This is a genomic window from Salinisphaera sp. T5B8 (assembly GCF_040361255.1).
In the GTDB taxonomy this organism is placed as follows: Bacteria; Pseudomonadota; Gammaproteobacteria; order Nevskiales; family Salinisphaeraceae; genus Salinisphaera.
The window spans coordinates 18,798-33,935 of sequence record NZ_APNG01000009.1; the positions used below are offsets into that span (position 1 = coordinate 18,798).

The window sequence follows — 15,138 nt, forward strand, 5'->3', positions numbered from 1 at the left end:
GCGCTGCTCACATACGAGCGGTGTCCGGCCACGGCGGCACGGGCGGTCGACTGTCCATGAGCACGCCCCGTGATATCGCCGAATCAGTGCCCACCCCGACCCAGCAGGGCATGATTCTGCAGGCCATTGCCGCACCGGATTCGCCCATCAATGTCGAACAGTTCGTTGTTCGCTTTACCGAACGCTTTCAGCCGGAAGCCTTTGAACGGGCCTGGCAGGCCCTGACCGACCGCCACGAAGTGCTGCGGACGCGCTATTGCGGGCAGGCTGATGGCACGGCCCGACGGATCGTGCAGGATCATGTGGAACTGCGGGTGCGATGGCACGACGCGCGCGATTGGTCGCCCGCGCAGGTCGATGCTTTCATCGAGGCGGATTTCCAGACCCCGATCGATCTGTCGAACCCGCCGCTGTTTCGTTTCACCGGGCTCGATCTGGGCGACGACGAATGGTGTCTGCTCTGGTCGTTTCATCATGTGCTCATGGATGGGCGCGGCTCGGTGCTCACCTTCGACGAGTTCTTCCAGTATTACGATGCCTTCTGCCAGGGCGACGAGCCGCCGGCGCTGGCCGTGCCGCCGTCGCCGCAGGCACTGTTCGACTGGCATGCCAACCGAGATGCCGAGCCGGATCGGCAATTCTGGCGCGACTATCTGCGTGATGTGCCCAGCGCGCCACTGCTGAGCGCGCTTTATCGCGACCGAGCCCCCGATTTCACCGCCGTACCGCGCTCGGCGCGCACCATCCGTCATCTGGACGCAGAGAGCACGGCCAAATTGCGCACGCTGGTCAACGAACGCGGGATCGGCTGGTCGGCGCTGGTGGAAGGGCTCTGGGCCATGCTGCTGTGGCGGCATACCGGCGCGACCGATCTCATCTTCGGGGTGACGCGGTCGGGCCGCCTGGGGGGGCTGCGCGATGATGCCGAGCGCGTGGCTGCGTTGTTCATCAATACCACGCCCTCGCGCGCGGCCGTGGACCCGGACATGTCGCTGCGTGCCTTCCTGCGCGAACGGCGCCAGGATCAGCGTCGTACCCATCCACACCAGCATCTGGGCCTGCTGGGTATCCAGCGTGCCTCGGGTACGGGCAGTGGCCTGCTGAATTCGATCGTCATCTACGATCACTTGAGCATCGATGCCGCACTGGCCGGCTGCAAGCGCGGCCACGACTGGCATTTCGACCTGCGTGGCCATACCGGCTATCCGTTGACCCTGTTTGCCTACGGCGGCGATGAGCTCAAGCTGGAGTTGAGCTACGACCCCCAGCGTTTCGAGGCCGCCAGCGCCGATCTGCTCGTCGACCGGTTGCTACGGCTGGCCGAGTCCGCGAGCGAGCAGGGCGGCGATGCGCCGTTGCACTCGCTCGACTGGCTGGCCACGCTCGATCGGCAACGCCTGATCGAGCAATGGCAGCCGCGGCCCACACCGGCGCCCGAGTACGGGCGCATCGACGAAGCGGTTGCCGCCCAGGCGCGGCGCCAGCCCGATGCCGTCGCGGTGGTCTGCGAAACACGCGAGCTCAGCTATGCCGCGCTCGATACGGCCATCGACAGGTTGGCTGCACGTCTGGCCGCGCATGGCGTGCGTGCCCACGATCATGTCGCCATCTTCCTGCCACGATCCGAGTTCATGATTATCGCGGCCCTGGCGGTGCAGCGTCTGGGGGCGGGATATGTGCCCTGCGACCCCACCCATCCGGGCTCGCGGCTCGCGCGTGTGTTCGATGTCGCCCAGCCGGTTTGTGTGATCACCCAGCGCTCGGTCGCGGCCGCGCTGCCGGAGAACACGCCAGCCATCATCGAACTCGATGCCGAATATGACGACAGCACCGCAACCGATGCCGTAGCGCCTGCGGCGGTCGCTCCGAATGACACCGCCTATGTGATTTTCACCTCCGGCTCCAGCGGGTTGCCGAAGGGCGTGGTCCTTACGCATGCCAATGTCATGAACTTCCTGCAGTCGATGATCGACGAGCCGGGCATCGGCCGCGAGGATTGCCTGCTGGCCGTGACCACGCTGTCGTTCGATATCGCGGTACTGGAACTGTTCGGGCCGCTGCTGGTGGGTGCGCGGGTGATCATCGCCGAGGATCCGGATGTCTTCGACGGCCTGCGTCTGGCCCGCCTGATCGAAACCCACGGCATCAACCGCCTCCAGGCCACGCCCTCGACCTGGCGGCTGCTGCGCCTGGCCGAATGGACGCCGCCGGCAGGCTTCACGGCCATGATCGGTGGCGAGCCGCTGGACGCGGCGCTTGCGCGCGATCTGCTCAGCTGCGCCGCGCCGGGCTTCGCGCTGTGGAATATGTACGGGCCGACCGAAACCACGGTGTGGTCGACCCGCGAACGTATCGTCGATAGCCGGGATATCGGTATCGGCACGCCGATCGCCAACACCCATTGCCATGTAGTCGCACCGGACGGCTCCATCGTCGCACCGGGGGTCGTCGGCGAACTCTATATCGGCGGCACGGGTGTCGCAGCGGGCTATCTCAACGATGCCGAGCGCACTGCGGCCGCTTTCATCGACTGGACGCCGGGCTACGGTGTCGAGCCGGAGTCGACCTATCGCACCGGCGATCTCGCCCGTTGGCAGGTAGATGCCCACGGCAACGGCCGGCTCAAATGTCTGGGCCGGCGTGACGATCAGATCAAGATCCGCGGCCACCGAATCGAGCCGGGCGAAATCGAAACCGCGCTGACCGCCCATGCCAGCGTCGAACAGGCGGTAGTGCGTCTGGTCGGTGACCAGCCGCCGCGACTGGTCGCCTATGTGCGTTTGAACACCACTTTCGATGAAGACGCACTGCGTGCGCATGTGAGTGCGCGCCTGCCATCGGTGATGTGTCCGAACGTCTATATGCCGATGGAGCACTTCCCGCTGACCGCGAACGGCAAGGTGGACCGGCGCAGTCTGCCGATCCCGGAACCGGTGAGCGAAACGGCAAGCGCGCGCAGCTATATCGCGCCGCGTAACGAGGCGGAGAAGACGATTGCCGCCATCTGGCGGGATGTCGCTGGCGCAACGAATCCCGGCATCGACGACAGCTTTTTCGACATCGGTGGCGATTCGCTGTCGCTGGTGGTCGCACGCGGGCAGATCGCGGAGAAATTCGGCGAAGCCCCTTCGATCGCGGAATTGTTCCAGTACGCCACCATTCGCAAGCTGGCCGAACGCCTGACCCGCGGCCGTGCCGAGTTGAGCGCCACCGCACAGCCTGGCCGCCGCAGCGACGGGGCATTGGCGCGCGATCGACGCGTCGCCATCATTGGCATGGCTGGCCGTTTCCCCGGCGCGCGCGATACCGATACGTTCTGGGCCAACCTGGTGGCCGGTATCGAATCCATCACCCGTTTCGATGCCGAGGCCCTGCGCCCGCACGAGCCGGATATCGATCGCCTCATGGCCCATCCGGCGTTCGTGGCTGCACGCGGGGTGCTCGACGATATCGAATATTTCGATGCCCCGTTTTTTGGTATCACGCCCCGCGAGGCCGCACTTATCGACCCGCAGCAGCGGCTCTGGCTGGAAGTGGCCTGGGCCGCGCTCGAACAGGCCGGGGTGGACCCGGCGCGTAGCGGTGCCGATGTCGGTGTATTTGCCGGTGCCGGTTATCTGGAGCCGTATCTGCTCTACAACATCCTCCACGATCGCGCCGCGATCGAGGATCAGATCCGTATTCGCGGCGTGGAAAGCTTTACCGCGATGGTGTCCAACGACAAGGACTACCTGCCCACGCGCACCGCCTACAAATTCGGCCTGACCGGGCCGGCGATCAACGTCCAGACGGCCTGTTCGACCGGTCTGGTCGCCGTGCACCAGGCCTGCATGAGTCTGCTCACCGGCGAATCGCGGGTCGCGCTCGCCGGCGGCGTTTCCATCGGGCTGCCGCAGGAGCAGGGCTATTTCGCCCAGGAAGGCGGCATGGCCTCGCAGGACGGACGCGTACGCAGTTTCGACGAACGCGCCTGCGGGACGGTGTTTTCCAGCGGTCTGGGCGCGTTCGTGCTCAAATGCTACGACGATGCGCTCGCCGATGGTGACGAGATACTGGCGGTGATCCGGGGCAGCGCCATCAATAACGACGGCGCCGCCAAGATGAGCTTCACCGCCCCCAGTCCGGCTGGTCAGGCGGCGGTGATTCGGCGTGCCCAGCAGGCCGCGGGCGTTTCCCCCGACGATATCGGTTATATCGAAACCCACGGCACCGGTACCCCGCTGGGTGATCCGATCGAGGTCGAAGGCCTGGCGATGGCCTGGCGCAGCGGTGCGGCGACCGGCACGCCGGTCTGGCTGGGCGCGGTCAAACCCAATGTCGGCCATCTGGATTCGGCTGCGGGCGTGGCCGGCATGGTGAAGGTCATCCATGCGCTGCGCGACGGACAGCTGCCTGCCACGTTGCACTACACACGGCCCAACCCGCGTATCGATTTCGCCTCGACGCCGTTCAAGGTGGTCGACAAGCTCACCCCCTGGCCATCCGAACCCGAACGCCCGCGCATTGCCGGGGTGTCGTCGTTCGGGGTGGGCGGCACCAACGCGCATGTCATCGTGACCGAGGCGCCGGAACGTGCGCCCGGCCATCCGCCACCGCGTGCCGCCCAGCTGCTGGTGCTGTCGGCGAAGACGCCAACCGCGTTGGCCGCGCGCTGCAATGCGCTGGCCGACTGGCTGATTGCGCATCCCCAGGCCGTGCTGGCGGACGTGGCCTGGACGCTCGCGGTCGGCCGAGCCGAGATGAGTTATCGCTTGTCGGTGGTGGCCAGCGATCCCGAACAGGCGGCCGAGGCGCTCAAGCGCGCGAGCCGCCGGGCTGCGAATCAGCCCGCTTTGGTTGCCGATGCGCCACCGGTGGTGGCGGTATTCCCCGGCCAGGGGGCGCAATATCCGGGCATGGGCCGTGCGCTCTACGCCGTACCCGGCGTTTTTCAGGATACGGTCGACCGCCTGGCGGGCTATCTCGAAGCACCGCTTGGCCTGGATATTCGCCGTCTGATCCTGCCCGAGGGCGACGAGCAGGACAGCGCGGCCGACAAGCTCGCCGATACGGCGATCACCCAACCGGCGATCTTCGTGCTGGAACTGGCGCTGGCCTACCAATGGCATGCCTGGGGTATCGAGGCGGAAATGCTCGTCGGCCACAGCGTGGGCGAGTTCGCGGCGGCCGTACTGGCCGGTGTATTCAGCGAGGCAGATGCCTGTACGCTGATCGCCACGCGCGCACGACTCATGGCTGATCAGCCGCCGGGCGCGATGCTGGCCGTTCATGCCGGCGTGTCGCAGGTCGAGCCGTATCTCGACGAAACAGCGGAAATCAGCGCTGTCAACGCGCCCCAGCTGTGTGTCGTGTCCGGCGAACACGGCGCCATCGACGCGCTGGCCACACGGCTGCAGAACGCCGATATCCGGACGACACGCCTGGCAACCTCCCATGCCTTTCACAGCCGGGCGATGGCCGATGCCATGGCGCCGCTGGAACAGGCAGTCAAGGCCATCACCCGCGCGCCGGCCCAGCGGCCGATCGTGTCGACGCTCACCGGCGCGTTGCTGGAAAACGATGCCATGCAGGCGCCGGACTACTGGTCGCGCCAGATGCGCAACGCCGTCCAGTTCGCCGCGGCCATCGAAACCGTGCAGCAGAGCATGCGCCCGGTATTTCTCGAATGCGGCCCGGGCGGCCAGCTGAGTACCGCGATCAGCCAGCAGGACGCCGGTGATGCGCCGCCGGTCACGATCGCCAGTCAGCCCGGCCCGCGCGACGACACGCCCGCCGATGTGGCCATGCTCAACGCGCTGGGCGCGCTCTGGCAGGCCGGTGTGACGCCGGACTGGCACGCGGTGTTCGGCTGTGACGAAGCACCGCGCCAGCGCCTGCATCTGCCGACCTACCCCTTCGAGCGTAAACGTTACTGGATCGATCCCCCTCGGCGCACCGATGCGCCGACAACCGCCGAGGCCGGCCCGACGCCGGCGCCGGCCGCCATGCCCAGCGAGCCCGTCATGTCCCAACCCGATCGCGTGCCCGAGCTGCGCGAGCGCCTGCGCACGATCTTTCACGACCTGACCGGTATCGACATCGTCGACGATGTGGCCCAACGCAGCTTCGCCGCGCTGGGTATGGATTCGATGCTGTTGACTCAGGTCGCCGCCGAGATTTCGCGCAGCTTCGGTGTGAGCGTGCGTTTTCGCGATCTGCTCGAACGCACCGAAACCATCGACGCGCTCGCCGCCCACCTGGACAACGAGATGCCAGCGCCGGCGCCCGAGCCGGCCGCACCCGCGCCCCAGGCTGCGCCTGCACCCCAGGCCCCGCAGGCCCAGCCCCCGCAGACCCAGCCCCCGCAGACCCAGGCTGGCGCCACGCCGCCGCCACAACAGCCTGCGCCGACCGCGTCTGCTTATATGCCCGCGCCGCCGCCAGCGGCGGGTTACGCGCCCGCGAGCAGCGAAACGCATCGCATCGTCGAACAACAGCTTGCGCTGATGCAGCAACAGCTGGCGCTGCTGGCCAGCGCGCCGGCGCCATCGCCCGGCACGCCGCCCCCGGCGCCTGCGCCCCAGGGCCCGACGTCGCACACGACGTCTTCGCCCGCGCCAGCCGCGGCGCCGGCTGCAAGCGCAGGCACTGCCAGCCGGGTTGCATTGAATGGCCGCGCCCAGGGCGGGCAGATCCAGACCGGCGGCCGGTTCGGGCCGTACAAACCGTTGGCGGGCGCTGCCCATACAACGCTCAACGCCCAGCAGCGAGCCTTTATCGACCGGCTGACTGCACAGTTGACCGAACGTACGCCGCAATCCCGTGCGCTGGCCGAAAGCGGGCGCCAATACCTGGCCGATCCGCGCCATGTGGTGGGTTTTCATCGCGACTGGAAGGGCTTGAGCTATCAGATCGCCATGCAGACCAGCCACGGTGCACGGCTGACCGATATCGATGGCAACGACTATATCGATCTGACCATGAGCCTCGGCGTGGCCTTTCTGGGCCACGGCCCCGAGTTCGTACGCAATGCCGTACATGCCCAGCTCGATCGCGGTATGGAACTTGGCCCGCAGGTGCAGGCCGCCGCGCGTGTGGCCGAACGGTTGTGCCGGTTGACCGGTCACGAACGTGCGACGTTCACCACCACCGGTTCGGAAGCGGTCATGGCCGCGCTGCGCTGTGCACGCACCGTCACCGGGCGCAATACCATCGTCTATTTCAGCGGCGATTATCACGGCACTTTCGATGAGGTGCTCGGCCGCGCCTATGTAGCCGATGGCGAGCTTTCGACCCGGCCCGGCGCGCCGGGACTGGCGCCCCACGGTGTCGATGACGTCATCGTGCTCGACTACGACTCGCCGGATTCGCTGGCGATCGTACGCGAGCAGGCCCATCGCATCGCCGCCGTACTGGTCGAACCGGTTCAGAGCCGGCATCCCGATCGTCAGCCCGAGGCCTTCGTTCGCGAGCTGCGCGATATCACCGCGCAAGCCGGCGCGGCACTGATTCTGGACGAGATGATCACGGGCTTTCGTTGTGCGCCGGGTGGCATCAACCAGCGCTGGCATATCGGTGCCGACATGTGCACCTACGGCAAGATCCTGGGCGGCGGTCTGCCGATCGGCGCGCTGGCCGGCGGCACACGCTGGCTGGATGCGATCGACGGCGGGCATTGGCGTTTCGACGACGATTCCGTACCCGAATCGCCCATGACCTTCTTTGCCGGCACCCATGTCCGCCATCCGTTGGCTATTGCCGCCGCGGATGTCGTACTCGAATGGATCGAGAACGATGCGGGCGCTTCGCAACGGACGCTGGAGGCCGCTACGGCCGCGTTTGCCGGGCGTATCAACCGTGCGATGGAAGAACGCGGCGTGCCGCTGCGCATCCGCCATTTCTCGTCCTGGTTCCGTTTCGACACGCCGCCGGATCAACCGCTGGCCGCGCTATTGGCGCCCTGGCTGATCGCCCATGGCGTCTATGTACGCGACCCGGCCCAGAATTGCTTCTTCTCGATCGCCCATGGCGCACAGGAGATCGACACCGTCGAACGAACGATTCTCGCCGGTATCGATGCGCTGGTGCAGACGGGGGCCTTGCCGGGCGAGCCGGCTGCACACGCCGACGCCGCGCCCACAGCCGATACCGCGTCGGCAATGGGCCTTGCGGTGGGCGAGTCCATGCCCTTGATCGAGGCCCAGCGCGAAATCTGGCTCGCCCAGCAGGTCGATCCGGACGTCGCGCCGGCCTACAACCAGGTTTCACGCCTGCGCCTGGACGGCCCACTCGACGAGACGGCGTTCGCGGCTGCGGTCGAAGCGGCCGCGGCCCGGCACGAGGCGCTGGCGCTGCGGTTTTCTGCCGACGGCGAAACCCAGCACCGCGCGGCCGATGCGCGCCTCGTGCGCCTGGAATGGGTCGACCATCGCGGTAGCGCCCAGCCGCAGGCTGAAGCCGATGCCGCGATCGAGGCGATGAGCCAGGACATTCTGGATATCACCGATGCTGCGACGGCCTTGTTCGCGGTGAGCGTGCACCGTATTGCTGATACGCGCTATGCGGTCGGCGTGCTCATGCATCACCTGGTCTGCGACGGCTGGTCGACGATGCTGTTTTTCCGCGACCTGGCGGCACTGTATGGCGCTAATCTTAGCGGCGAGCCCGCCGCGCTGCCGGCGCCGGTGCCGTTTTCGCAGCATGTCGCCCGGCAGCTGGCCCGTGATGCCGGCCCCGATCTGGCATGGTGGCGCGAATTGTATGCCAGCGCACCGCCCGAATTGACGCTACCCACGCGCGGCGCGCGCCCGGCCCAGCGTCAGGCCGCCGGCCATACCCTGCGCCACCAGCTGCCGCAGGCGCTGGCGGAGCGTATTACCGCGGCGGCTACGGCCCGCTCGACCACGCGCTATGCGTTGACCTTCGCGGCGTTCGCGGCCCTGGTCATGCGTCTGTCCGGCCAGCGCGACGTGGTGGTGGCGATGCCGGTGGCCGGCCAGGTGCTGGAAGGCGAAACCGAGCTGTTCGGTCATTGCGTACAAACGCTGCCGGTGCGCGTGAGCGCGTCCCCGGATGCATCGTTTGCCGATCTGCTGGCCAGTGCCCGACGCATGATTGGTGCCGCCAGCGACCATGCCGGTGCGACCTATGGCCAGATCGTGCGCGAGGTGGCCGGACCGCGCGATCCGTCGCGTCTGCCGCTGGCGGAAATCATGTTCAATTGCGCGCCGGATGATGGTCCGCCCGCGCTGCCGGGTCTGCAAAGTGCGACCGACGAGCCGCCCAAGACGGCGACCCAGTTCGACCTGCATTTCGATCTGGAAATCGGCGCCGACGGCTGGTGGATCGACTGCGACTATGCCACCGCGCTGTTCGATGCCGACATGATCACCGGCTGGCTGAACGACTACGAACAGGTGCTGGCGGCGGTCGCCGAGAACATCGATATCGCAATCGATGACTTGCCGTTGCGCGCTGTGCAGCGCGACGACCCGGGTAAGGCCTTCAACCCGGCGCCGCTGGCACTCGATACCGATATCGATCTGGTCGTGGCCTTGCGTCGCGCTGCAGCGGCCACGCCGCAGTCTATTGCCGTAGCCCATGCCGCGGGCGACTGGGACTATGCCCGCCTGGACGCCGCGTCGGATCGTATCGCGGCCAGTCTGGCCGAGCGCGGTGTGGGCGTGGGTAGCCGTGTCGGCCTGTGTGCGGCGCGTACGCCGGAACTGATCGCCGCGATGATCGGCATTCTCAAGGCCGGGGCGGCCTATCTGCCCATGGATCCGGCCTATCCGTTGGAGCGGCTCGTCTTTACTGCCGAAGACAGCGGTGTAGCGCTGACGTTGATCGACGACGCCCAGCGGCCGCTCGGCGATACGCCGACATTGACGCTGGCCACGGCGATGGCCGGGCAGGGCGCGGTGCCGGATGTGGGCGTTGATGGCGAGCGCGAGGCCTATGTCATTTATACCTCGGGTTCCACCGGCCGGCCGAAGGGCGTGTCGGTACGCCATCGAAACGTCATGGCGTTGCTGGCCTGGGCCAAGCAGGCGCTTGCCGACGACGAAATCGAGCGCATGCTGCTGTCCACCTCGATCTGTTTCGATGTATCGGTATTCGAGCTGTTCGTGCCGTTGTCTCGGGGCAAGACCGTAGTGCTGGTAGACGACCTGCTGGCGCTGGTCACTCCGCTTGAGACCGCGCCCACGATCGTCGGCGGCGTGCCCTCGGCGCTGTCGGAACTGTTGCGCCATGCGGAGTTGCCGACATCGGTACGAACCGTGGTGTCCGCGGGCGAGCCGCTACGACGGGATCTGGTGGCCCGGCTGGCCGCGCAACCCGGCGTCACGCGCGTGCTCGAATGCTATGGCCCGACCGAAACCACCGTGTTTGCCACCGCCGGCGACCGTTACCCGGACGGCCCCGAAACCATCGGCGCGCCGATCGCGGGCTGGCGCGCACAGATCGTCGACGCCCAGGATCGGCCGCTGCCGGTTGGTGAAGTCGGCGAGCTGCTCATCGGCGGCGCCGGCGTGACGGCGGGCTATCTTGGTCGGCCCGAACTCAATGCCGAGCGCTTCGTGGCCGACCCGGACGGTGCGCCCAGCGCACGTCGTTATCGCACCGGCGACATGTGTCGCTGGCGCAGCGATGGCCAGATCGAATTCATCGGTCGTGCCGACACCCAGGTGAAGCTGCGCGGTTTTCGTATCGAACTCGGCGAAATCGAAACCGTGCTCACCCGGCATCCCGCAGTTGAACAGGCCGTGGTGGCCGTACGTAGCGCCGCGGCGGGCGACGATCAGCTGGTGGCCTGGTGGCAGCCGGCCGCCGGCCACGAGGACGTCACGCCTGCCGCGCTAAGGCGCTATCTGCGTGAACATCTACCGCTGTACATGGTCGTTCAGCAGTTCGTGACGCAGGATCGCTGGCCGCGCCTGGCCAACGGCAAGATTGACCGCAAGGCGCTGGTCGATCCGTTCAAGGACGATAGCGCGGATGACGCCGGGCCCGCGGCGGATGCCACCGCCATGGGCGAAATCACCGCACTGTGGGCGCAGGCGCTGGGCCACGAGATCACGCCGAGTACTGAAGATACGTTCATCGACATGGGCGGGCATTCGTTGCTCGCGGTACGTGCGGTGGCCAACGCGCGCGAGCAGCATGCGGTGGAAATTCCCGTACGCGCGATGATGCTCGACAGCCTCGGCCAGCTCGCCATGCGCCTTCAGGCGGCCCGACAGCCCGCGCATACCGCGGCCGAGCAGAGTCCGCAAGCGCCGACCACGGCGCCCGCGAGCGACGTGGCCGAGGACAATCCGGCACAGACCGCCGAGGCCAGCGATAGCAGCGAACGCCGGAGCGGACTGATGGCAAAACTGGGCCTGTCGCGGTCGTCCTGAGGTGGCCATGGTTCCGTTCTTTTTCGGTGCGCAGGACGCGCTCTACGGCGCCTATCACCCGCCGGCGCCAGACAGTCGCTCCCCGGAGACCGCGCTGCTGATCTGCCAGGGGATCGGCTACGAATACATGCGTAGCTATCGTGCCTGCTGGCAGATCGCCCAGGCGGCGGCCGCGCGCAATGCCCATGTGCTGCGGTTCGATTATCGCGGCACGGGCGACAGCCACGGCCGCCAGCACGATGCCAGCTGGCAGGAATGGATCGCCAACACCGGCACGGCGATCGCCTGGCTGCGCGAAACCACGGCGCTGTCGCATATCCGTATTCTTGGGGTGCGCGTGGGCGCGTTGATCGCGGCCGCGGCCAGTGCGCGCGACAGCGAACGCCGCCGCCTGGTGTTCTGGGACCCGGTCGTGGACGGTCAGGCCTATCTGCGCGCGATCGCCGACATGCATGAAAGCCAGACCCGCAACATGAACCGCTATCGGCCGCGCCGACATCACCACGCCGAACGCGGCGCGGATGAATATCTGGGTTTTCACTGGCCCGACGCCGTGGTCGACGGCCTCGCACGGGCCAATCTCATGGACTATGCCGCCGAACGGGTCGACGACTGGCAACTGGCCCTGAGCCAGGGCGAGCGCGTGCGCCCACTGGAACAGAGCGTGACCGAGCGCAACGGGCAAATACTCGAGATGGCCGAAAGCATGGATTGGTTCGATATCCGTGCCCAATATCGGCGCGTGGCGCTGGCGCGCTCGACGGATGCCATGCTGGACCGGGTGCTGGGCTGATATGCACGAAACACCGCTTGTCTTCGGCCATGAATCACATCTGGTGGGAATTCTGTGCGAGCCGGATACGCCGGTCGCTGGGCCACGCCCGGGTGTGTTGTTTCTCAATGCCGGGCTCGAGCACCGCGTGGGTCCGCGCGGCTTGTCGGTCGCGGTGGCGCGCGCACTGGCGGATGCCGGTTTTGCCAGCCTGCGTTTCGACTATGCCGGCATGGGCGAAAGCCGCAAGCCGCAACGACCGCTAGCTGCCGACCGGGCTGAAGAGCTGCAGATTGAATGCGCCTGCGCGGCGGATCTGCTCGAGAAACACGCCGGCTGTCGCGGTGTGGTGCTGTTCGGACTGTGCAGCGGCGCCGACGATGCCCATCGCGTGGCGCTGGCCAACGACGCCGTCGTCGGCATGATCCAGATCGACGGCCATGCCGCGATCACCGCCGGCTTCAAATGGCGCTACGTGACCCAGCGGCTGGTGTCGCCGCGACGCTGGCAGAACTGGTTCGAACGCAAGTTCGGCCCGGCGACCGATGCCGATCATGCCGTCATCGAAGGCGTCGACTTCTTCGAAATGCCCGACCGCGACACGCTCGCCCGCGAGGTGGCCACGCTCATCGCGCGTGACGTACGGCTGTTCTATGCCTATTCGGGGGCGACCCACAGCTATTACAACCATGCCGGGCAGCTGCGCAATGCGCTGGCGGATGTGGAGACCGACGATCATCTGAGCGAACGATTCCTGCCGTCGGCCGATCACACCTTCTCGCGCAACGCCGAGCGCATGCGCCTGATCGAGGCGGTCATTGCCTGGCTTCAAGCGGGCTTCGGTCCAGACCCATGAGAAAAGGCGGCACAGATCACGCGTCGAGCGTGCACGCGGCGGCGAACGATGACATACGCGCGCGGCGCGCAGGCAGGCGGCATACACACGCGATAGCCGTCGGGCACTGCCTGCAATTCGAAATCACGAAAATCGGTGGGCGCCGGGCCGAGTGTAACGAGACACTTGAAGGCGGCTTCCTTGGCCGAAAACAATCGCGCGCCGGCCTGTGCGTCGGACAACATGCGTTGTTCGCCGGGCATGAATACGCTTTCCCACGCGCTTGGGGCGAGTTCACGCGGTCCTTCGATATCGATGCCGAGGCCGAGCGTCGTGTCCCGTCCGGCAACCACGGCTGCCGCCACGCCGTCGGCGTGGGTAATGCTGCCGACCACGCCATCCGGCCAGGCCGGGCCCGTATCGCGGGTCGCGCCGAGTGCTACCAAAGGGCGCCCGAGCGCGGCCAGGGCCGCCCGCGCCAGTTGGCGACCACTGGCGAATTCGGCCCGGCGCGCGGGCAGGGCGCGCGTGATCAACGCCGCCTCGATCGCGGGCAGGGGCGGGCCGTCGTCGACGATCGGCCCGGCGCGTACCACCACGGACGCCGGCAGCAGGGCAGCGATCGCCGCTTCGAGTTCGTAATCGCGGATCATGCAGGCATTGTCGCGCGCATCGGCCACGAAAGGCAGGTGCGCCCGTGCTGAAGTGGTTGTCTTCGTCGCTGGCCGATGCCTTCGGTCGTATCCTGCTCAAGCTGGTCACCACGGTCGTATTCGCCTACTGGCTGTCGCCGGCGGTATTCGGGCGTGCGTCGTTGACGATCGTCATCGTGAGTCTGCTGGCGATTGTGGTGACCGCGCCTTTCGAGGAATCGCTGGTACAACGACGACGTATCGCGCGGGTGCATTTCGCCACCGCGCTGGGCGTCGTCATGGCCGGTTCGATCGCGCTGATTGCAGCGACGTTCGTGGCGGCCGCCGTCATTGCCCGGTTTTATCCGCCGGACAGCGAGGTGGTGACACTGGCGTGGCTGGTGGCCGGCTTCAGCCCGATTCTGCTCGCTCATGCCGGGGTCGCGATCTTTACCGCGCTCGCGCGCCGGCATCGCGCATTCGCGCGTATCGCCTGGTCGGGCCTGGCCGGCGATGCCGTGGGCGTCGGTGCCGGTCTGGCGCTGGTGTTTTCCGGTGTGGGCGTCTGGTCGCTGCTGGCGGTGCGGCTGGTGTCGCGTTTCGTAACCCTGATCTGGCTGATGGTGGATGCGCCGGTGCGTCTTCGCCCGGCCTGGTCGCCGCGGGGGTTGGGCGAGCTGTCCGGCGTCGCGGGCTGGTTTTTTGCCGCGCGTTGTGTCGACAAGGCAGGGGATGCGATCTTTCAGGGTATCGTCGCGCGGCTGTTCGGTCTCGACGGCGCGGGCTATCTGAATATGGCGCTGCGCATCATCGAACCGGTACGCGGGCCGACGGCGTCGGTGAGTCATAACATCGCGATGTCGTTTTTCGTACGCGCCCAGGACGCGCCGGCACGGTTGCGCGCAGCGGTAGCAAGCACGGTGTCGCATACGTCGATCGTACTGTTGCCGGTCTTTCTGGGGCTCGCGGCCAGCGCGCCGACAGTCATCGCCCTGTTGGGCGGCGAACGCTGGGCGGCGGCCGGACCGATCGCCTCGGGCCTGGCGCTGGCCAGCGCGATCGGCGCGACCACGCATTTTCTGATGACTGCGCTGGCCGCGCGGGGCGAGGCGCGGCTGTGTTGCCTGGCGCTGACACTGGAAGTGGTCGCCGTGGCCGTGGCGCTCGTCATGCTCTCGCCGCTGGGGCTGATTGCGATCGGCATTGCGCGTGTGGTGTCGACCACGGTGCTGGCCGGCTTTTATCTGCGCGTGGCGCGGCCGGTATTCGGCATCGACCGGCTGGCCTTTATCGCGTCGATCGTGCCGAGCCTGATCAATGCGTCGATCATGGCGGCGGCCGTGGTTGCGATCGGCCGTGTCGACGGCCTGGAGCAATCGCCGGCGGTCTGTCTGATCGTACAGGTGGGCGCCGGTGTGCTGATCTATACGAGTCTCGCGCTGGTGTTTCAGCGTACGTTGTTCGCGTCCGTGCTCAACGCCCTACGTGGCCGCAAGGCGGGCGTGCCGGGCTAGAACA

General features: G+C 67.1%; 5 protein-coding genes. 4 read left to right on the forward strand and 1 reads right to left on the reverse strand.

Translation table 11 applies throughout. The annotated features are described in order from the left end of the window. Nucleotides 1–56 precede the first annotated feature (56 nt). Genes T5B8_RS09545 through T5B8_RS09555 form a run of 3 tightly spaced genes read left to right on the forward strand, consistent with a single transcriptional unit; the run spans nucleotide 57 to nucleotide 13,009 of the window. Nucleotides 57–11,381, forward strand: a complete 11,325-nt coding sequence (locus T5B8_RS09545; RefSeq protein ID WP_353178264.1) for a non-ribosomal peptide synthetase/type I polyketide synthase — start codon at nucleotides 57–59, stop codon at nucleotides 11,379–11,381. A gap of 7 nt (nucleotides 11,382–11,388) precedes the next feature. Further along, complete coding sequence (locus T5B8_RS09550; RefSeq protein ID WP_353178266.1) at nucleotides 11,389–12,174, forward strand: serine aminopeptidase domain-containing protein; 786 nt, start codon at nucleotides 11,389–11,391, stop codon at nucleotides 12,172–12,174. A 1-nt stretch (nucleotide 12,175) separates the two neighbouring features. After that, complete coding sequence (locus tag T5B8_RS09555) at nucleotides 12,176–13,009, forward strand: alpha/beta hydrolase family protein (RefSeq protein WP_353178267.1); 834 nt, start codon at nucleotides 12,176–12,178, stop codon at nucleotides 13,007–13,009. On the opposite strand, the gene T5B8_RS09560 is transcribed toward T5B8_RS09555, so the two are convergent. Beyond that, on the reverse strand, nucleotides 12,982–13,668 hold the full coding sequence (locus T5B8_RS09560) for a 4'-phosphopantetheinyl transferase superfamily protein (RefSeq protein ID WP_353178268.1): 687 nt from the start codon (nucleotides 13,666–13,668) through the stop codon (nucleotides 12,982–12,984). The genes T5B8_RS09555 and T5B8_RS09560 overlap by 28 nt on opposite strands. Before the next feature lie 17 nt (nucleotides 13,669–13,685). On the opposite strand from T5B8_RS09560, the gene T5B8_RS09565 reads away from it, so the two are divergent. Further along, complete coding sequence (locus T5B8_RS09565) at nucleotides 13,686–15,134, forward strand: oligosaccharide flippase family protein (protein ID WP_353178270.1); 1,449 nt, start codon at nucleotides 13,686–13,688, stop codon at nucleotides 15,132–15,134. The last annotated feature ends 4 nt before the right edge of the window (nucleotides 15,135–15,138 follow it).